Origin of the sequence: Candidatus Pantoea floridensis (assembly GCF_900215435.1) — a bacterium.
Lineage (GTDB): Bacteria > Pseudomonadota > Gammaproteobacteria > Enterobacterales > Enterobacteriaceae > Pantoea > Pantoea floridensis.
Map to the genome: position 1 here is coordinate 3,879,433 of NZ_OCMY01000001.1, position 18,833 is coordinate 3,898,265.

An 18,833-nucleotide genomic window follows, 5' to 3' on the forward strand; every position below is an offset into this window, starting at 1 on the left:
TGATGAGTTTGACCACGCTGTGGATAAGCTTGCGGGCGCTGCATTTTATGGCGCTCTTGTTGCTTGCCGGCAGCGCGTTTTATACCGCTCTGCTGGCACCGCTACGCTATCGCTCTTTGCTGGCGCAGCATTTAGGGTTGATATTAGCGAGCAGTGCGGTACTGAGTTTGCTTAGCAGCGTGCTGATGCTGGCGACGCAAACCGGCTTGATGAGCGGTGATTGGCGTAACATCAGCGATCCTGACACATGGCAAGCAGTGCTACAAACGCGCTTTGGCGTGGTTTGGCGTTGGGAAATTGGCTTCGCACTGCTCAGCGCACTGTCATTACTGCTAAAAGGCACGCTTCGCCAGAAGATGCTATTGCTCAGTAGCCTATTGCAGCTTATCGCTTTAGCCGGTGTGGGCCATGCGGCAATGCGCGATAGTTGGACTGGTGTGCTACAGCAGGCTAACCACGCGCTGCATCTGATTGCCGCCGCATTCTGGGCTGGGGGTTTAGTGCCTTTGTTGCTGCTGATGCGAGACGCTCGGCACACTGCATTTCGCCGCGATGCAATCCGCTGCATGATGCGTTTTTCGCGCTACGGGCACCTTGCGGTGGCGCTGGCGCTGCTCACCGGCATTATGAATAGTTTGTTGATTGCAGGTTCACCGCTGAATTGGCAAGCCACGCTATGGAGCAAGCTATTGATAGTGAAAGTCTTGCTGGTGATGCTGATGGTTTTGATCGCGCTGGTTAACCGTTATCTTTTGGTTCCGCGTTTTCGCCTCGCAACCAGTGATGCATCACCGCTGTTTATCCGCCTGACGCAGCTTGAACTGCTGCTGGCAATGGGCGTTATCGGGTTAGTGAGCGTGTTCGCCACGCTGTCACCGGCCTGAATGTGTAATTAAAGAAGATGAAACGAGGTTGATATTTTGCTGAAGAAATTGATTCCAGCTGGCGTATTGATGGCGCTGTGTGGCCAGGCGATGGCTGCACAGATTATTACCGTCAGCCGCTTTGAGATTGGTAAAGATAAATGGCCGTTTACCCGCGAAGAAGTGATGCTCACGTGTGAAAAAGATGGTGCACTATTCGCTATTAACCCCAGCACGCTACTGCAGTATCCGCTTAACGATATTGCCTATGCGCGCAAAACTGCTGGACAAGGTACGCTGCAATCCATTGATACCATTGTTGCTGACGATAAAGCGCACCCGGGGCAGAAAATGAGCCTGCAGCCGATTGTCGATCGTGCTCAGCAGCTGTGCGGTAAGTAATCCTTTCTTTATCAGGCGTAGCGCACAGTTTTGTCGCTGCGCTTGTTCTCCCGTTCTGTCAGCACGATCACAGAGTTGACAGCTTTCCTTACCAATCGTGACGATTGGCTGGAAATTAATCACTCGTGGTCTACCTTTAAATGGCAAGGCGTCCTCGCCTGCAAAAATGCCAACTTTTAGCGCACGGCTCTCAAAGAGCCATTTCCCTGGACCGAATATAGGAATCGTATTCGGTCTTTTTTTGTTTAGTACTTGGCATCAATGACTTATCGTAAAATCAATGAGTTAAATCCCATCCTGTTGCCTTCTGTTCTACTCTGCTGGAACTTCTGCCGCCACTTTACCGCCATTATTCTTAGCCATTAACGCCAATGGATTACAACGAATTGCATCTTCCAAATGATCCGGTGCGAAGTGGGCATAACGCATGGTTACCCTGATATCTGAGTGTCCCAGGATGCGCTGCAGCACGATGATGTTTCCCCCGGCCATCATAAAGTGACTGGCGAAGCTGTGTCGTAGGACGTGACTCATTTGCCCCTCAGGCAATTCGATCCCTGCCAGACGAATGACGAGGTAAAACTGGCGATAGCACTCTTTAAAATAACGGTCTTTCCTTTCCTTCAATTCTTTATACAGTTCATCGCTGATCGGCACAGAGCGATTCTTTTTCCCTTTGGTATTGATGAAGGTGAGTTTATTTGGGGAAAGTTGGGTCGCCTTTAATGATGCAGCTTCACTCCAGCGGCATCCAGTTGATAGGCAGATTTTAATTATGAGTGTCAGGTCATCATTACCGTGAATTTTACAGGCGGCAAAAAGTTTTTGTATTTGCTCGCCGGTCAGCCAAGCCATTTCTTTTTCTGGCTGGTCAAATTCACGAATGTTTTTGAGCGGGTTGGGGTAAGAGATTTCACCGAGCCGCTCCAGTTCGTTAAACAATGCGCGCAGGAATGCATGCTCACAGTTAACAGTGCCAGGAGAAACTTTTAATGATTTCAAGCTAGTCTTATAACCGTTCTGAATTTTGCCTTCCAACCGGTCATCACGATAGTGTGCCCAATCCTTTGCTGTTATCTCGGATGCAACAGGATTTCCCATTCCATTGCTGATGATATAGAGCTTTGCCAGGCGGCCTTTGTTATCGCTTAGGGCGCGTCCATGCAATTTGTACCACAGCTCAACCAGCTCGTTTAATCTGCGCTTATCCTCTTTTTCTGCCAGCCACGGCTTTGCTTTCATCTCATCGAGGGTGTATTGCTCGAAGGCGATCGCTTCGGCGCGGGTTTTGAATTGGCGCCTGACGCGCTTGCCTTCTCGCCCGTTAAGATAGCACTCGCACAACCATTTTCCGGTACTCAACTTTCTGATTGCCATGACCAAGCTCCATTACAAAAAATGGCGCTAAATTACTGTATATAAAAACAGTATTCAATGTTTGTTTATCAGAAAGTAAACATGAAAAAGCCCGCGTAAGCGGGCTAAATTAGTGGAGTAGCGACGGTTGATGTTGTTGATTAGAGTAGAGCGGAACTTTGTTTACCTGGCCGGGCGAAACAATGATTCCTGCAACTGACTCAAGGGTTTTGAAGGTGCAGCTGCAATTAATATTCTGGCACTGGTGATAGCGTTCTTTCGTCTCTTTAGAGATGTAACGGCTGCTCTTGGCGTGAGCCGCCGTTTGGCATAACGGGCAATGCATCATGTTGAAATCCTTAGCAAGTAAAGCAGGGCGGTTGAGGCTAATTTTGAATAAGCAAATCCCGGTTTGCAAATTACAGCCTGATTAGCCGCTTTCCGTTTCACCCTCTGACTCTGACTGATATTCAATGTCGGTGAGCAGCACCTCAAAATCGAGTTGAGTGGTATATCCGTTATTGCTCAGGCTATGTGTCACTTTACTAATGAGCCACGGCTGTGCATCGATCACCGATTTAAAGCCGCTCACTTTGACCGGTGTCTCGGGATAGAGATCAGCTCGCCCCATTGCCAGCGTAAGCGAAAATTCAGCGACGCCACGTTGTAGTTTTTCCCACTTAGCTTTAGCGGCGCGCATCGCCGTTGCTTTGCTGGAATAGACTGTCGTCAGCGTAAACACGTTGTCTTCGCTGCCTGCCAGATAATCACCTTCTTTCGCTTCCGGTGGCTTAACAACTTTTGTTTTCGATTTCTTTGCTGCGGGATGTTCAAGCGCGCGAAGCTGGCGCAGTTTCATTTTGCGCTGCAGCTTCACTTTCTTTGGCTTTGGGTCTTTGGTGTGAAGCCAGCTTGCCGATACGCCGCTATAAGCGCCACGGTCAGCGATGCTGAAAGTATGCCGATCACCATCGTTACGTGTGATGGTCATCTGTGGGATGGGTTTGCCGCTAATGGTGACGCCATTACCCGGTCGGATAAATAACAGGCGACCGGCTTTTACTGCGGCCACCGCTCCATAGAGCGTGGCAAGGCGCGTCAGGAATTTGGCGTCGGTCTCTTGTGTCTGGTCAATATGCGCCACCGCAATCCCGGCAAAGCCATCGGCCAGCATGGGGTTAAGTTTATTGCGACCGGCAATCTGCGTGACAATATCGCCTAGGGTTGTTTCGTGGTAGGACACTTCACGGCGGGAATTCAGTGAGCCGCGAAAATCAGCACTGCGGGCGCGAATCGTCATTGTGTCTGGCGCGCCGTGGTGCTCAACCTCATCAATGGTAAAACTCCCTTTACCGATCAGCGCCTGTCCTTTCCAGCCAAGAAACAGCGTTACCACAGCACCGCGTACCGGCATTGCCAGTTGACCGTCTGCGTCGTTCAATTCGATGTCGAGCTGGTCAGCCTCAAAGCCGCGGTTATCTGTCAGTGTGAGCGATATCAGGCGATCCCGGATGTTCGTCGTTACATCCTTCGAATTAACCTTGAGCATGAAGTCTGGGGTTAAATTCGCGCCCATCTGCACCGGCAGACCACTGATACCCGTCATCCGACTAGCCCTCCAGCCTGTGAAATCAGACTGCCGGCCGCTGACTTAACGCTTCCGATAGCCGATGTTATCTGCCCTGGCAGATTGCCCACCCCGCTAATCAGTTCGTCAGCCTGCATTTTCAGATCACCAAACATTGAGGTGAGGGATTCATCCACGCGCAGAAGGCTAAGGGTGAACATGATTTTACTGGCGGCACCGTTGGGGAAAAATTCGCTATGCGTATTGGAAATGCTCTCAATCACATACATGCCGTAAATCATGCCGCTGCCACCAATCAACGGCCACGCCATTCCCTGATCGGCAAGTACTCGGACGGTCATCAGCGATACAGCGCCGCCGGTGATTTCCGGGCGAAGCTCGCCCGAAAGCGTGATTTTCTCATCGCCCGGCCCAATGAACTGCGCCGCCGGTCGCTGACCAAATCGGCTGTTAGTCGGCCAGCGATAATCGATGTTCTGCTGCAACTCGCCATAAGGCAGCGTCTGTCGCATAAACGGCATCATGCCGTAGATCATCATCATCGCTTAATCCTCCCAACTCATTTTGCTGCGATTCTGCGCCTGTCGGTTACGCTGCTCACGCGCCTGATGCTGCGCCATAAGCGCCAACGCATCGTCTTTGCTCATGCCTTCATGCATGTTGATTTCATACTGGTAACTGTTCTGGCTGCGGTCGGTAAATCCGCCGCCTGCAGACGGTGCCGACACTGGTCTATAAGGCGCGCCACCAGTTGCCAGGCTGTATTGCAAGCCGACCGTATTTACGCCAGCGCCGCCGGTAGCCATTGGATCGGGTGAAGGCACCTTGTCTTTAAGGCCATCAGATTTCGTATCGATGATGCCGAGCTTTTCCAGCACCCAATCAATGCCGCTTCGTAGCTGGTCGAGTGCGTGGCTGGGAATTTTCAAAGCCTCAGCCAGCATGTTGCCGAACTTCTTACCCATCTCACCGGCTGAGGCCAGCTCTGCTTGCGTGGATTTAACCGGCTCCAGCAGCTTGCCAAACCAGCCCCAAAGCTCTTTCACCTTACCGCCAAGCCATTCAAATGGTGGTTTTAGTGAGCCAAAGGATTCGCTGATTGGCCCCATTGCGGCGGTAAATCCTTTGGCTACGCCCGCCATAAATGCGCTGATAGGCTCCCAGTATTTACGAATCATCAACGCACCGGCCACGATCGCCGCCACGACAGCCACGACCGGCAGCGTGATTAAACCAAGCGCCGCTGTTATTGCACCGCCAGCGATGCTGAATGCTGTGCCAAGTAAAGCCGCGCCTGCAATCAATGCGTTGATCCCCGCCACGACCGGCCATGCAACCAGACCAATCAATCCCAGCCCCGCGACAAGCGCTGTAGCTGCGCCCGTCAGCATGACAATTTTGGTTGTCAGTTCAGGGTTGGCTTTCACCCAATTGCCAGCGGTGACAAGCCATTTGTTGGCGGTGGTCGTAAGCTTGCGAAGGGATTTGTCCTGCTGCTCAAACATCTCAATTCGCACGTCCTCCCATGCTGATGAGAGGTTGAGCAGATCGCCATCGAGGTTATCAACCTGAACATTTGCCACCTGTTTAGCGGCTCCACCTGCGTTCATCAAGTAGCTGCGCTTTTCATCAAGCTTACCGTTTCCGGCGGCGTCGATAAGGTTGATGGCACCTTTCATCGCTTCTTCACCAAAGATGGTTTTGATGTACTCCGCCTGCTGCGCTGTGCCGAGCCGGTTCTTTTTGAATGAGGCATCAATACTTTTGAGAATGCCAAACACCGGCAACATATTGCCTTTGCTGTCGCGGGTTTTGATTCCCAACTCTTTGAGCGCTGCAGGGGCTTGCCCAACCGGAGCCTGTAACCTGCTGAACACTGCGCTTCCACCGGTTCCCGCCATCGAACCTTTGATGCCATTATCCGCCATCACGCCAAGCATGGCGGTGGTGTCTTCAATGCTGGCACCAGCCGCACGCGCAACCGGCGCGACGTATTTCATTGCCTCGCCCAGCTCAAGCAGGTTGGTATTGGACTTGGTGAAACCCTTCGTCATTACGTCGGAAACACGCTGGATCTCCGCCATCGGGATTTTGAAAGCGGTCTGCATGTTGGTAACGATGTCAGCCGCCTCGGCAATATCGACCTTAGAGGCCAGCGACAGGTTTACCGTCGATTCCGTTGACGCCAGTATGGCGTCGGCATCGTAGCCGGAACGGGCCAGCGTGCTCTGCGTACGCGCCACATCCGTTGGAGAAAATGCCGTACTGCCGCCAATGTCTCGCGCCTGTTTGCGGATAGCTGCCAGCTTAGGATCGTTTTTACCGGTATCGAGCAGCGCCTGCGTTTCTGACATCTGCTTGTCGAATTCCATAACGGATGCGGCGAAGTTCGCCAGATAGGTGTCAGTGATGCGCTGGCGTAACGTCAGGTCTTCCAGCGGCGGCACCGGCGTGTAGTCGTAATCGATAAAGAGCTTGCCCGCTTTCAGCGTGTCTTTATCGTTGGCGCTTTCGTCGTACCAGGCGGACGCGCCCAGCAGATAACCGGCGTTGACCAGCTCGCGGAATTTTGCGTTGATGCCCGCGATAATTTCGCGCACCAGTACCGGCGTCAGCGGCTTATCGACCGCCCACATGTGCGCCTCGGCCATCGTATCGGCCAGCACCTGCGCGGTGCGGGTGTAGCTCTCAAACTGGAACAGCGGGTCGTCGCTGCAGGTACGGTTGCCCCAGAAGCGGAAACCGTCTTTACGGATAAGCGTGGTGACGTCCGCCTCGTTGAGCAGGTCGGCATCGGTGCCGGTCTGTTGCAGATCCCAGAACACCGACGCGGAGATACCTGTCACGCCGTTTACGCCAACGTTCGACAGGGTTTTATGCCAGCCGGTGTCGTTGTCGATTTTGGCGCGCAGGCCCAGCGCTCGGGCGGTGGCGTAAGCAACGTCGGATTTATTTGCGGTGGTATTCCATGCGAGGAAATCCGGCCAGATCACCATCAGCTCGCGCTGGCTGAAGTTGTCGCGATACAGGCGGGCTTCGGAAATGGTTTTGCACTCCCACGCTGACACGTAGGCGAAGGCGCGCAGCTGCTGTGCGATGCTGGCAAGCGCGGTTGCGACTTCCAGCGAGTCGAGGCCCGGCACGCCGAGAATGCGCGGCTTAATGTCGAGCTGCGTCTGCGCGGCAAGCAGCGCTTTCATGCCGGTGTACTGGCCGTTTTCGTCGGTGCCGCCGATGATGTTGGAAATAGTTTCGGCTTCGTCTGCGCCTTCTGCCACGCGCACCACGACGGTAACGGGTTTAGACTGATCAGCGATTGCCTGCAGTGAGGTGGCGAGCGTGCCTTTTACACCGGCTTTGCCAACTGCGCCCTGCACGTTGGTAATAAGCACCGGTGTATTCAGCGGAAACGTTGCCGCATCCGCATCCTGCGCGGTGCAGACCATGCCGACAATCGCGGTTGATACGGTGGAGATGGTGCGTGTGCCGTCGTTGATTTCGACGACGCGGACACCGTGATGATAATCTGCCATCTGATGCACTCCTGGTTAAAGGTGTGCTCAGGGTGTCAGTTCAGGCGGGGTACTGCATGCAGTTGCGGTTTGCTCATGGATCAGCGGACAAAAGAAAAGCCCCGAGGGGCTTCTCAGTTATTCAGGCTTTTCAGGCCAGTTAATATCAGGCGCGCCTGATTCATCTGTTGCCTGCACTTCCTGAATATACTGCATCCACCGTGTCAGTGATGCCCTGTCAACATCGGTGATGATGCTCAACAGCAGCTGCGTCTGCCACGCCTGCGTAACGCTGTTGGCCTCAATGATGAGGGCTGACTTCTTAGCCACAGCGTCGCTTACTGCCGCCGCCTGCTGCGCCTTTACGTCTGTTTTCCATGCCTTTCCGCTCCACACATCAAACGCCGTCGCGGGCTTGAGCGGGGTGGTTCCTTCCGGATATTCGCCCGGCAGCGTGATTTCAACCGGTTTAAGGGTTGCCGTGCTGTAGACCGTTTCACCGCGATGATCGTCAACCTGTACCCACTCGCCGTCGTTAAACACGCACACTTTGCCGGACTTGCACGCAGCCGGGACATTCGTGGTCGAGTTCGCAGGAATGCCGACGCCCTGCGCCAGATATTCATCCGATGCGCCCGTACAGAGGCCGGTTTCAGGATCATAGCTGTAAACCGTCATGACGCCCGATTCTGCTGCCAGACCATCACTGCCCAACTCTACTTTTTTTACTGAAGCCATTATGCAGCCCTCACAAGGTAGTTGAATGCCACGTTACGCGGGCGGGTTTCTGTTGCCGAGCGGGTGACGTTTGCTGAGTCAAAACTGACTGCAAAACCGTCCTTCTGCTGCGTCGCTGGCGTTTGAACACGCGACGGCCCTTCACCAAATGCGCCATTTGTCGAGGCGTGGGGGCTAGTCATCAGGCCGATGCCGTTGCCCATTTCCAGCGTGCCTGTAATTCGCTGCAAAGCATCAGTTTGTAACGTAAGCAACGCACGCCCACTGTCGATGCCTCGCCCGTCATCCCAGCCGCGAATAAATTCGCCACGCAGGTCAGGCAGCTTTAACCCTGGATAAGGCAGCGCAAGTTTTGGATAAAGCGTTCCGCTAAAACTTGCACCGTTAGTTTTCAGAAAAACCATATCTGACATTGAGGCAAACAATTCGTTAGGCATCTGCGCGTGCGGCCACGGGAACGGCGAGCCAATGAGCGGTGCACCTTCACCTATGCCGAGGCTTTTAAGGGCTTCAACCACCTTGCCCGCATCCTTAATCTCTGCCAGTGACTTAGCTATTTGCAGATACTGAGCGTGAGGATTGCTGGCCTTCAGGTGCAGAGCCAGTTGGTCATCAGCGTATTTCTTTGCCTGCTCCAGCAGCGTGTCGGCGTACTGCTTCGCCACAATTACTCCGTCGTCCACGTACTTACGGGTCGCCAGCACCACGGACGGATCAATTTTCAACGTCACGGCGCTGGTACTGTTGACGATTAAAATCATGCGCACCGTCTGCGTGCGCCCGCTGCCCTCGGCAAGCTGCGGCTTGTAGGTCTCCGCGCAGTTCGCCACGGCAATCAGCACGCCGTCGGCGTCATACAGGCCAATTTCACGAATCCAGAAACCGCCGTCACCCTCCGGGATTATCTGCTCGGCGATAATCTGGCTGCTGTTGGCCGCATCAATCGACAGCGAGTTGAGCTGTGCGCGGCGCTTTTCCCCGACAAGCTTAGTCTGCGCCGGGTCTGGCGTGGGCAGCGTGCCGCCACCGTCGCCGACGGCCATTTCCTTAAGGTCTACTTTTGTGCCGAGCGCGGCGGCGTTCGCCAGCTTGGCCGCGCCCTGATTGGTCAGCAGGGCAAAATATTTTTGTGTCATGCGCTCACTTCCGTCAGGTCGATAAGATGCACCGCCGCACCGGAATAGACCGGCCCGCCGACGCTGATAAGTTCAGGGGTGTAGGGGTAAATGGTCAGCTCGTCGCCGCTGTAGCTGGCGACGGCAACCGGGATAGCGCCGCTGGCATCGAGGTTGATGGAAAGCCCAATCAGATGGCGGCTGCACGGTTTGGCATCCGCTATCAGGCGTTCCAGCTCGTTATACATTTCCTCGGTGATGCCGGTATCAAGCACGCCCACATCAAGCCGGAACGTGCCTGGCGTCTCGTTAGTCTTCCACCATTCGATAACACGGATCAGATAACCCAGCGGCTCAACCACGCGGCGAATAGCGCCGATGGTGCCTTTGTGCCGGTGCACATAGCGCGCTGCTGCCACTACGGCGCGCTTGGTTGATTCACTCCAGCCGGAATCCCAGCGGTCAACCGACCATGCCCACGCCAGATAAGGCAACAATGGCACCGGGCAGGTCTGCGGGTTCCAGAGCTGGCGCAGCGGCACGTTCATAGTGCTTAGGCTCGCCAGCGCCTCAGCGGCGGCAACCTCCAGCGAAGACGAACCGGTAGGTAGCAGGCGATCACTCATCCGAGCCTCCCACGGTCAGCGTGTAGCCGGTGCAGTATGCCGCCTGCGTTTTATCCAGCACCACATCTGCCGCTGGCTGGATCAGGTTCACGCGCTGCACGCCCTCAACGTGAATGGCCGCATACAGCGCCGACAGGCGAATGTCGCGCCCGAGCCGCTTCTGCGCCGACACGTAGGCCGCGAGTTTTGCCTCAGATGCCGCGCGGATGGGTTCAGCCTCCGGCCCCGGATAGAGATAAAGCTCGGCCTCAATGACGTAATCGACGATTTCCGCCGACTGCACGCCTACACGGTCAGCCACCGGGCGCACGTTCTCATTGTTAAGCGCGGCATCCACCACGGCCAGCAGGTCGGCGGCGGCCGTGCCGTTGCCATCACGCGCCAGCACCGTGACGGTGACAACGGCGGGTGACGGGCTGATAGCGGACGCATCCGCCACCCTGCCGTCGGCGCTTCGGGCGTGATACTCATATGCGCCGGTTGGCCCGGCCACGCTCAGCCCCTCAAACGCGGCTGCAATACGAGCGCGGAAATCATCGTTACTTTCCATCACCGCCGACGTGGGCGGGATGGCAGTGTCATCGGCCGGTGTAATGGTCAGGCGCTCAACACCGTTATTTGCGCCGAGCTGGTCGAGATCGTCATCAAGCGCGTAAGCCACCATCACGGCCTTTGCCGCCTCGTTGATGCGTTGGCGCAGAATCACCTCACGATACGCATTTTCCTGCAGCAGCTTCACGATGGGTTCAGATTCAAGCGACAGCGTGCGAGCGATAGCGGCCTGCTGTTCTTCCGGGTAGAGCGAAATCAGCGTGGCTTTGCGTTCGGCTAGCAGGGTTTCATAGTCCAGCGTCTCCACCACGTCTGGCGCGGGTAGCTGGCTCAGGTCGATAGTTGCCATGTTCTCAGCTTACAGGAACGGTTAAGGAAAAGGGTTGCGCGGTGTCGGTGCGGTTGCCGGTCAGCTCGACCAACATGCCGCCGTTGAAATCAGAGTCGAAATTGATGGCGGTGAGTTTTATGCGCGGCTCCCACTGTAGGATCGCCATATAGCAGGCCGACATGATCTGCAGGCGCAGCGACTCGTTCTGCGGTTGGTCAATCAGCGCCGACAGCAGCGAGCCGTACTTGCGCCGCATCACCCTGGAGCCGAGCGGGGTTAAAAGAATGTCGCGCACTGACTGACGGATGTGATCGAGGTCGGTTAGCGCCTCGCCGGTTTCCCGGCTCATGCCGATATATTTCGCTGTCGTCATTCGGGGCCGTCCGTTCTGCTTCCGCCGCGCTGCACGCCGCCGTGATCGTGGTCATCCACAACAACGCCATTCGAATCGAACTTTCCGCCGCTGTGCTCGACGTTGCCGGTCATCTTGCCGCCCTCTGAAAATTCAAACGTTTTGGCTTTCAGATGGGCTGAGCATTCAACCTCTGGTGTACTCAGCAGGATTTTGACCGCCGCCTCGATGGTGGCGGTTTGTATGCCGGTTGCTTTTAGCGCACCGGTTTCCGGTTCGTACTCAATTACGGCGCCGTCAGGGAATGACCAGTGCAACGCATCAGCAGATGCGGATGGGGCGGGGTTGTCATCAGAGAAGATCCCCGGCAGCACAAACCCGGTATCGAGTTCACCGCCGAGGCATAAAACGAGCACCTGCTCACCCACCGACGGTGCATTCCATGAACGGGTTTTCCCCGCACGCGCAGAGAGCCAGTGAAGCCAGCCAGTTGTGTTATTCCCTGTATCCACACGGCATAACCCGCCGTCCAGTTTTACGGCGGACACGGTGCCAATGCGGATCAGGTTGCGCAGCAGGCGCAGGATTTCGGAGATTGATTCATGATTTTGCATGGCTAGAAGAATGCATGTGAAAAAATTATTCTTCTAGGCAAGGAAGTTTGTTGGGATATGAGCAGACGGAAAAAATATTAGTTTGCACTATTCTTTTAGGTGGACATTTTCCAATGAGCTTAACTCTTTAAAAAACTTCCTATTAAGTTTTGTATAAAAGTGCTCATCTATACTTTTTGCAAAAGCGATGTAACCCGAAAGTTTGTTAAGTTCATCAATATTTAACTTTCCCTTAGAATAAAGACTTAGCTTAAGTCTTATTGAGTCCTTCATTTTTTTGTGCAAGGTTAAATGATGGTCATTACATATTTTTAATCCAGTGGCGATTATGCTGCCACCCGAAGCACTACAGATTTTTATTTTTTGTTCATTTAGTGAGAAGTTACAGGTGCAATTTTTTATGGCTTTTTTAACAGCTTTGATTATTTCCTTGCTTAAACCTTTCTCCGCAACTGAAATTACTAAATCATCAGCATAGCGAGTATAAATTGGATTGTATTTTTCATACGATGCAAGTTCGCCAAGTATAAGTTCATCCAATTCTCTCGCAACAAAGTTAGCAATGGCTGGGGAGCTAGGAAACCCAACTGGTAAATTTTTTTGCGGCTTAAGGAAACACGTTTCTTTTATTAAGAAAAGTAAGCTCTCATCCCAAGTCGTAGGTATTGAAATTAGTTCGCGATACCGAAGAAAGCATTTTTCGAAATCTGAAAATTCGATGGAAGGAAAAAAGTCCTTAATGTCCAGCTTTACGTAGTAATTGTTTTTTTCTTTTGCGTGGCGAAGAGCATTGTCTTTAATTGAACGATTTTTCACAAAAGCATAAGAAGCATCGTGCTGAGGTAATTTGTCAAAGACTTTAGTTAGTAGCCAATATTGCAGAAGTTTATTTTTGGATGAGGGATGATGGATAGACCTATAACCACCATTTTTTTTAGGTATTGACCATTTTTTTGGTGGCTCACTAGAGTCGATTACAGATTGGGTAAACCCATCACGCATCATTACTTCTTTATCGATTAAAGTGTAAAGGCTCATTTAAGATAGATCCTTTCAGGAGCGTTTTTTAAAAAGAACAATTTAAAAGTTGATGATATACTCTCGATATCGAAACCATACTTAAAGTAATATTTTCTTTGTAATGAATAGTAAAAGCCATTTGATGTATTTATTATATTTATAGCCTTTAAGACACCTAAATGTTTTTGTGCGTGTTTTTTAAATGAGAAAGTATTGCCAAAAATCTCTACAAGAATTTCAATTAATTCGCTTTGTGTAATTGAGCCACAAGTAAAAATAATATCATGTATGAACCGTATAGAATCTTTGTTAAAATTAGTGGCTGGATTAAGATCATCTTTCTTTAATGTTCTTGCTTGTTTTCTATCACTACGGGCTAAGAGGTCATGAAGTGGTGCAAAGACAGCGCCAATACCATCTGCACGATCAATAGCATCAGAGGACTCGTTCATTTTATAATGAAGAAAATGCCCCTTGTCATTAACTTCTGTAATTGCTTTGATTGGCCCCATGTTAATGAATGATTTTTGATTAATATATTTTGAGTTGTTTATTACGATTAATTTACCTCTTAATTCTTTACTATAGGAAAATGCACCTAGCTCAGTAAAGGATGAATAGCTCTCCAATATTATTAATATATGGTCAGCTAGGGCAGATAATTCACTTTCAATATCTAATAGGTTATCAAGTTGAGCATCATCGTCTTCTGATAATTCTTTGAAGATAAGTTCAGCAAGAAAAAAATGACAATTACTAAGTTGCTTTTCTGAAAACTTTATAAGCTCTGTTCTACGTGCTGATGGCTCGCCATTATTTTTGTTGGCTCCACAAAGGAAAACAAACTTTTTTACGTCGCCCGGACATTTTACTCTATCTTTTTCAATGAAAAAGTTCAGGAGCTTCAGTGCTCGATTAAGTTCAGTGCCACTTTTTTTAAACTGAACAATCATTGATCTTCCTGAGAGTTAGGTTTTATTAGAGCCAAACCTACTAGAGCACGTCGTTCAGTTCTCTGATCGGCGGCCACCAGACGCCGCTCAGAGAACTGAACGACGGGCATAGTCCAAATACAATGCGGAACCATGACTCATGGCCCGATGGGAATTCCACCCATAATGCTAGGTTTGGCCCAAATAAATTTACACATCATATAAATTAATGCAATAGCTTTCGATTAAGAACGAGCTAGGAGCTGAGGGAATCAATTACTATATCCCCTATCAGATTTAAATTTGATTGATTTATACCCATTAATGGGCGAGGTTCGTATTGAATCTCACTCCTATTACGTGATGGCCTATCACGCAGGCCATAGTGGTGCACTCGCACCATGCGTTGCACGCGCCCGGTAAACTCAACTACCGCCTCATCTGAGGTAGCCTGCACTTTCATGTATTTAACCGTGCGGAGTTTGGCGAACATCTCGCGCTTTACCCGCCCCTTTTTGCTGCGTATCGGTTGTGCCTTGCGCGGCTTGAAGGGCGTGCCATCCGATGCCTGCTGGCGTTTAATATTCTGTTGCTGGCTGGCGCGGAGTTTCTTCGCGATAGTGCGCGCCATCTCCTTGCGTGCCGGAGCAGACAGATTGTTTATCAGCGCATTCAGGCGATCGTTGACCAGTTGCAGGTCGCTCACGGTTTCCACTCGCTGATAAGCGCGCCGTGCGCATAGAGCTGCACCGGCCGCGCATCTTTCTCAGCTAAAGGATTTTCCCCGACGTGCTCGACGTGCAGTTCATCACCCACGCGCTTGACGATCACCCGCTCGCTCAGCTGTAGATCAATACTGATATCGCTGGCCGTATCGCTGATAACGTCAGCCTTGAACGTGAAGCCGGTCTGCTGCTTTTCTTTGGTCGCCATGATGTCGGGTTCATTCACGCGCAACCATTCCAGCATCGGCACAATCAGCAGATCGATATCGCCTGTGTAGTCGGTGATCACCATGTTCAGCCGGTACTGATATTCAAACGACAGCGAGGCGGCGAGCGTTGAGACGATACGCCCGCTGTCAATGAACGCATTCAGGCTGTCAGGGTTTCGCTGCAGCAGCGGCACGCTGTCGGTCAGTGCCTTGCGCAGTTGTTGAGGTTTCAGCATCGTGTTGTTCCTGGCAGTCTTTAATGATTTCTATCTGCAGCCCGCATGAGGCGAGCGCCGCCTCAAGCTGCCGGTTATCCGCCGCCAGATCGCCGGCCGTTTTCAGGCTATTTCCCGGCACCGGGCAGCTTGTCACGCGCGGACAGCCAATCCAGATAATCTCTGGCGCTGGCGAAGGACGGTCGGGTGTGCAGCCTGATAACATCGTCAGGCAAAGCAGCAGCAGACCAGTCGCGGAGTATCGGGTTTGCATCGGTTTCCCTCTGTATTTGTGCCTCGCGGGTCAGCGCTCCGGCGCTGGCCCGCCCCTGCATCAGCCGCAGCGCGGCCTCGCGCTTTTGCCCCTGCAGGTTTTCACTGTTGAGGCGGCTGATCGCTTTGTCGCGGCTCTCGATGCCCGCTGACAGCGTGCCAATTACCCGCTGTGCACTCGCCAGTTCATCGCTGGCAACCGACCAGCGCCAGACGGTTAACGCCAGCGCCAGCAGTGCCACGGTTAAAAGCGTTCCTGTAATGCGGATCACAACGCCCCCTTAAGGCACCATGCAAGCTCGCGCACGCGGCGGTTATCCGGTGACGGCGGGCGGGACTCAGCATGCGTTACTCTCCCGCTTCCGGGGTTGCGGTGGTGGCTGCCGCCGGTTCGCTGAAATCACCGAGTTCGATGTTTTCAATCACGCAGCCCGCCGCATAGTCCTCCACCACGTAATCCTCGTTAGCGGATTCGTAGTTTTCGATGCGGTCACGCTTCGGCACCTCTTCGATGTGGCGGCGTTGCGTGCCTTCCTGCCAGTAAATCGACAGGTTGGCCTTACCGGCATGAACATGACACCCGGCACCATCATCAGCGATCCGCGCCGTCAGGCTGCGCTGCTTTACTGGCAGGGATTTTCCGTGCGCCAGATTGCGGAGACGCTCGGACAGAAAACGCCGACCGTGCAGAGCTGGAAGCTGCGCGACGAATGGGACAGCATCGCGCCCATCAGTCGCGTGGAAGCCAGCATGGAAGCGCGGTTGATTCAGCTCATCATGAAAGAGGTAAAGGGGAACGGTGATTACAAGGAGATAGACGCGCTCGGACGTCAGATTGAACGGCTGGCGCGCGTTGAGCGCTACCGCAGCAGCGGCAACGAGGCGGATCTCAATCCCAACGTGCGCAACCGCAACAGGGGCGAGCGCCAGCCGGTAATCAAGAACGTATTCAGCGACGAGCAGACAGACAAGCTCACCGGCCTGTTTATGGATGGGTGCTTTGCGTACCAGCTCGGCTGGCATCAGGCCGGACTCGCGCACCGCATCCGCAATATCCTCAAATCCCGTCAGATTGGCGCAACGTTTTACTTTGCCCGCGAGGCACTGATCGATGCGCTGACCACCGGGCGCAACCAGATTTTCCTGTCAGCCAGTAAAGCCCAGGCGCACGTTTTCAAAAACTACATCCTCGACTTTGCCCGTCAGGCTGACGTTGACCTGAAAGGCGACCCGATTGTGCTGCCTAACGGCGCGCGCCTGATTTTTCTCGGCACCAACGTGCGCACCGCGCAGAGCTACACCGGCAATCTGTACCTGGATGAATATTTCTGGATACCGAAGTTTCAGGAGCTGCGCAAAGTTGCCAGCGGCATGTCGCTGCACAAAAAGTGGCGCACAACCTACTTTTCCACGCCGTCGAGCCTGTCACACAGCGCTTATCCGTTCTGGTCAGGCGAGCTGTTCAACAAAGGTCGCCGTAACAAAGATGACCGTATTGAGCTGGATCTCTCGCATTCCCACCTCGCTAAAGGCGCGCTGTGCGGCGACGGCCAGTGGCGGCAGATTGTTACGGTTGAGGATGCGCTGACCGGCGGCTGTAACCTGTTCGATATCGATCAGCTGCAGCTTGAGTACAGCCCGTCGGAGTATCAGAACCTGCTGATGTGTGAATTTGTCGACGACGAGGCCAGCGTGTTTCCATTCGCCGAGCTGCAGACCTGCATGGTCGACAGCCTGGAGGAATGGACGGACTTCAACCCGTACGCGCTGCGCCCGTTCGACTATCGCCCGGTGTGGATTGGTTACGATCCTTCGCATACTGGCGACAGCGCCGGATGTGCGGTTATTGCGCCGCCGCTGGTGAAGGGCGGCAAATTCCGCGTGCTGGAGCGCCACCAGTGGCGCGGCATGGACTTCGCCGCGCAGGCACAGTCGATTAAGCAGCTTACAGAAAAATACACCGTGGAATACATCGGCGTGGATGCGACCGGCATTGGTCAGGGCGTGTTCCAGCTTGTGCGCCAGTTCTTCCCGGCAGCGCGCGAAATCAAGTATTCGCCCGAGGTGAAAACCGCCATGGTGCTGAAAGCGAAAGACACCATCAGCAGCGGCCGGCTCGAGTACGACGCGGGCCAGACCGACATCACGCAGTCGTTTATGGCGATCCGCAAAACCATGACCGCCAGCGGCAACCGCTCAACCTACGAGGCCAGCCGCAGTGAAGAAGCCAGCCACGCCGACGTTGCCTGGGCAATCATGCACGCACTGCTTAACGAACCGCTTACCGCTGCCAGCGGCGGCGATAACCCTTCATTTATGGAATTTTACTGATGAGCAAACGCAAAGGCCGTAAAGCATTCACCGCCACAACTCAGCACGCACAGAACGCGCCGACAACACAGCAGCCTTTCGAGACGTTCAGCTTCGGCGAGCCGACGGCGGTACTCGATAAGCGCGACATCATGGATTATGCCGAGTGCATCCATAACGGCCGCTGGTATGAGCCGCCGGTCAGCTTTCACGGGCTGGCGAAAAGTCTGCGCGCAGCGGTGCATCACAGTTCGCCGCTCTACGTGAAGCGCAACATTCTGGCTTCAACCTTTATCCCGCACCCGCTGCTAAGTCAGCAGGAGTTCAGCAAGTTTGCACTGGATTATCTGGTGTTTGGCAATGCCTTTGCCGAGCTGCGCCGTAACTCACTCGGCCAGCCTCTCAGGCTGGAAACATCACCAGCTAAATACACGCGGCGCGGCGTGGAAGAGGGCGTGTACTGGTTTGTGGATGAATGGAAGCAGGCGCACCAGTTTGAAGCGGATCAGGTGTTCCACCTTATCGAGCCGGATATCAATCAGGAGCTATACGGCCTGCCGGAATATCTCAGCGCGCTTAACTCCGCCTGGCTGAATGAGGCGGCTACGCTGTTCCGCCGCAAATATTATCAGAACGGGGCGCACGCCGGGTACATTCTCTATATGACCGACGCGGCACAGAGCAGCAGCGACATAGAGCGCATGCGACAGGCCATGCGCGACACGAAAGGGATTGGCAACTTCCGTAATCTGTTTATGTATGCGCCCAACGGCAAACCAGACGGCATCAAGATTCTGCCGCTCAGTGAAGTGGCAACACGGGATGATTTTTTCAATATCAAGAAGGCGAGTCGTGACGATCTGCTAAGCGCCCACCGCGTGCCGCCGCAGATGATGGGGATTATTCCAGATAATACAGGCGGGTTTGGTGATGCGGTGAAGGCGGCGCAGGTGTTTGTGCGGAACGAACTGACCCCGCTGCAGGAGAGGATGAAAGAACTTAACAGCTGGATAGGTCAAAAGGTTATAAATTTTCGTACTTACAACCTTTTGGAAACTGAAATCTAATATTCACGCAGGGCCACTACTTCAGTTGCCCTG

Annotated in this window: 21 protein-coding genes and 2 pseudogenes; 4 read left to right on the forward strand and 19 right to left on the reverse strand. The window is 53.3% G+C overall.

Translation table 11 applies throughout. The features are described 5' to 3' along the window. Positions 1-2: 2 nt before the first annotated feature. Both copD and CRO19_RS18130 read left to right on the forward strand, forming a co-directional pair. Positions 3-884 carry a copper homeostasis membrane protein CopD gene (gene copD / locus CRO19_RS18125; protein WP_097097087.1) on the forward strand — a complete coding sequence of 294 codons (882 nt, stop codon included), beginning with the start codon at positions 3-5 and terminating at the stop codon, positions 882-884. Between the two features lie 33 nt (positions 885-917). Further along, positions 918-1,265 (forward strand): DUF2511 domain-containing protein, encoded by a 348-nt coding sequence (locus tag CRO19_RS18130; RefSeq protein ID WP_176519220.1) that lies wholly within the window; start codon positions 918-920, stop codon positions 1,263-1,265. A 312-nt stretch (positions 1,266-1,577) separates the two neighbouring features. On the opposite strand, the gene CRO19_RS18135 is transcribed toward CRO19_RS18130, so the two are convergent. From CRO19_RS18135 to CRO19_RS18220, 19 genes and pseudogenes are all read right to left on the reverse strand, one after another. Beyond that, complete coding sequence (locus tag CRO19_RS18135; RefSeq protein WP_097097089.1) at positions 1,578-2,642, reverse strand: phage integrase; 1,065 nt, start codon at positions 2,640-2,642, stop codon at positions 1,578-1,580. Between the two features lie 109 nt (positions 2,643-2,751). Further along, positions 2,752-2,970, reverse strand: a complete 219-nt coding sequence (locus CRO19_RS18140; RefSeq protein ID WP_097097090.1) for an ogr/Delta-like zinc finger family protein — start codon at positions 2,968-2,970, stop codon at positions 2,752-2,754. A gap of 81 nt (positions 2,971-3,051) precedes the next feature. Next, positions 3,052-4,227, reverse strand: a complete 1,176-nt coding sequence (locus CRO19_RS18145; RefSeq protein ID WP_097097091.1) for a phage late control D family protein — start codon at positions 4,225-4,227, stop codon at positions 3,052-3,054. Then, positions 4,224-4,751, reverse strand: a complete 528-nt coding sequence (locus CRO19_RS18150) for a phage tail protein (protein ID WP_097097092.1) — start codon at positions 4,749-4,751, stop codon at positions 4,224-4,226. The genes CRO19_RS18145 and CRO19_RS18150 overlap by 4 nt, the downstream gene beginning before the upstream one ends. A gap of 3 nt (positions 4,752-4,754) precedes the next feature. Then, complete coding sequence (locus tag CRO19_RS18155) at positions 4,755-6,581, reverse strand: phage tail tape measure protein (RefSeq protein WP_097097701.1); 1,827 nt, start codon at positions 6,579-6,581, stop codon at positions 4,755-4,757. Next, positions 6,582-7,742, reverse strand: a pseudogene (locus tag CRO19_RS26255) (phage tail sheath protein); the annotation flags it as partial. 117 nt (positions 7,743-7,859) lie between these two features. Next, a complete protein-coding gene (locus CRO19_RS18165) occupies positions 7,860-8,459 on the reverse strand; it encodes a tail fiber assembly protein (protein WP_097097093.1) in 600 nt (199 codons plus the stop codon). Further along, the gene (locus CRO19_RS18170; protein ID WP_097097094.1) at positions 8,459-9,595 is read right to left on the reverse strand and encodes a phage tail-collar fiber domain-containing protein; all 1,137 of its coding nucleotides are present in this window, start codon (positions 9,593-9,595) and stop codon (positions 8,459-8,461) included. Before CRO19_RS18170 ends, CRO19_RS18165 begins: the two co-directional genes overlap by 1 nt. After that, positions 9,592-10,200, reverse strand: coding sequence for a phage tail protein I (locus tag CRO19_RS18175; protein ID WP_097097095.1), 609 nt, complete (start codon positions 10,198-10,200; stop codon positions 9,592-9,594). The genes CRO19_RS18170 and CRO19_RS18175 overlap by 4 nt, the downstream gene beginning before the upstream one ends. Beyond that, positions 10,193-11,101 (reverse strand): baseplate assembly protein, encoded by a 909-nt coding sequence (locus CRO19_RS18180; protein ID WP_097097096.1) that lies wholly within the window; start codon positions 11,099-11,101, stop codon positions 10,193-10,195. The genes CRO19_RS18175 and CRO19_RS18180 overlap by 8 nt, the downstream gene beginning before the upstream one ends. Before the next feature lie 4 nt (positions 11,102-11,105). After that, positions 11,106-11,456, reverse strand: a complete 351-nt coding sequence (locus CRO19_RS18185; protein ID WP_097097097.1) for a GPW/gp25 family protein — start codon at positions 11,454-11,456, stop codon at positions 11,106-11,108. Beyond that, positions 11,453-12,049: a phage baseplate assembly protein V gene (locus CRO19_RS18190; RefSeq protein WP_097097098.1), complete on the reverse strand. Its 597-nt coding sequence runs from the start codon at positions 12,047-12,049 to the stop codon at positions 11,453-11,455. Before CRO19_RS18190 ends, CRO19_RS18185 begins: the two co-directional genes overlap by 4 nt. A gap of 87 nt (positions 12,050-12,136) precedes the next feature. Then, complete coding sequence (locus tag CRO19_RS18195; protein ID WP_097097099.1) at positions 12,137-13,087, reverse strand: retron St85 family RNA-directed DNA polymerase; 951 nt, start codon at positions 13,085-13,087, stop codon at positions 12,137-12,139. Next, positions 13,084-14,022 carry a retron St85 family effector protein gene (locus tag CRO19_RS18200; protein WP_097097100.1) on the reverse strand — a complete coding sequence of 313 codons (939 nt, stop codon included), beginning with the start codon at positions 14,020-14,022 and terminating at the stop codon, positions 13,084-13,086. The genes CRO19_RS18195 and CRO19_RS18200 overlap by 4 nt, the downstream gene beginning before the upstream one ends. Before the next feature lie 235 nt (positions 14,023-14,257). Next, positions 14,258-14,707: a phage virion morphogenesis protein gene (locus CRO19_RS18205; protein ID WP_097097101.1), complete on the reverse strand. Its 450-nt coding sequence runs from the start codon at positions 14,705-14,707 to the stop codon at positions 14,258-14,260. Then, entirely contained in the window at positions 14,704-15,171 is a 468-nt protein-coding gene (locus tag CRO19_RS18210) for a phage tail protein (protein ID WP_097097102.1), read from the reverse strand. The genes CRO19_RS18205 and CRO19_RS18210 overlap by 4 nt, the downstream gene beginning before the upstream one ends. Continuing rightward, positions 15,104-15,376, reverse strand: coding sequence for an Rz1-like lysis system protein LysC (gene lysC, locus CRO19_RS26260; RefSeq protein WP_320204492.1), 273 nt, complete (start codon positions 15,374-15,376; stop codon positions 15,104-15,106). The genes CRO19_RS18210 and lysC overlap by 68 nt, the downstream gene beginning before the upstream one ends. Then, the gene (gene lysB / locus CRO19_RS18215; protein WP_097097103.1) at positions 15,279-15,695 is read right to left on the reverse strand and encodes an Rz-like lysis system protein LysB; all 417 of its coding nucleotides are present in this window, start codon (positions 15,693-15,695) and stop codon (positions 15,279-15,281) included. Before lysB ends, lysC begins: the two co-directional genes overlap by 98 nt. A 76-nt stretch (positions 15,696-15,771) precedes the next feature. Next, positions 15,772-15,978 (reverse strand): annotated as a pseudogene (locus CRO19_RS18220) (P2 family phage major capsid protein); the annotation flags it as partial. 12 nt (positions 15,979-15,990) lie between these two features. On the opposite strand from CRO19_RS18220, the gene CRO19_RS18225 reads away from it, so the two are divergent. After that, complete coding sequence (locus CRO19_RS18225; RefSeq protein ID WP_097097702.1) at positions 15,991-17,754, forward strand: terminase ATPase subunit family protein; 1,764 nt, start codon at positions 15,991-15,993, stop codon at positions 17,752-17,754. Further along, positions 17,754-18,800 carry a phage portal protein gene (locus CRO19_RS18230; protein WP_097097104.1) on the forward strand — a complete coding sequence of 349 codons (1,047 nt, stop codon included), beginning with the start codon at positions 17,754-17,756 and terminating at the stop codon, positions 18,798-18,800. The genes CRO19_RS18225 and CRO19_RS18230 overlap by 1 nt, the downstream gene beginning before the upstream one ends. The last annotated feature ends 33 nt before the right edge of the window (positions 18,801-18,833 follow it).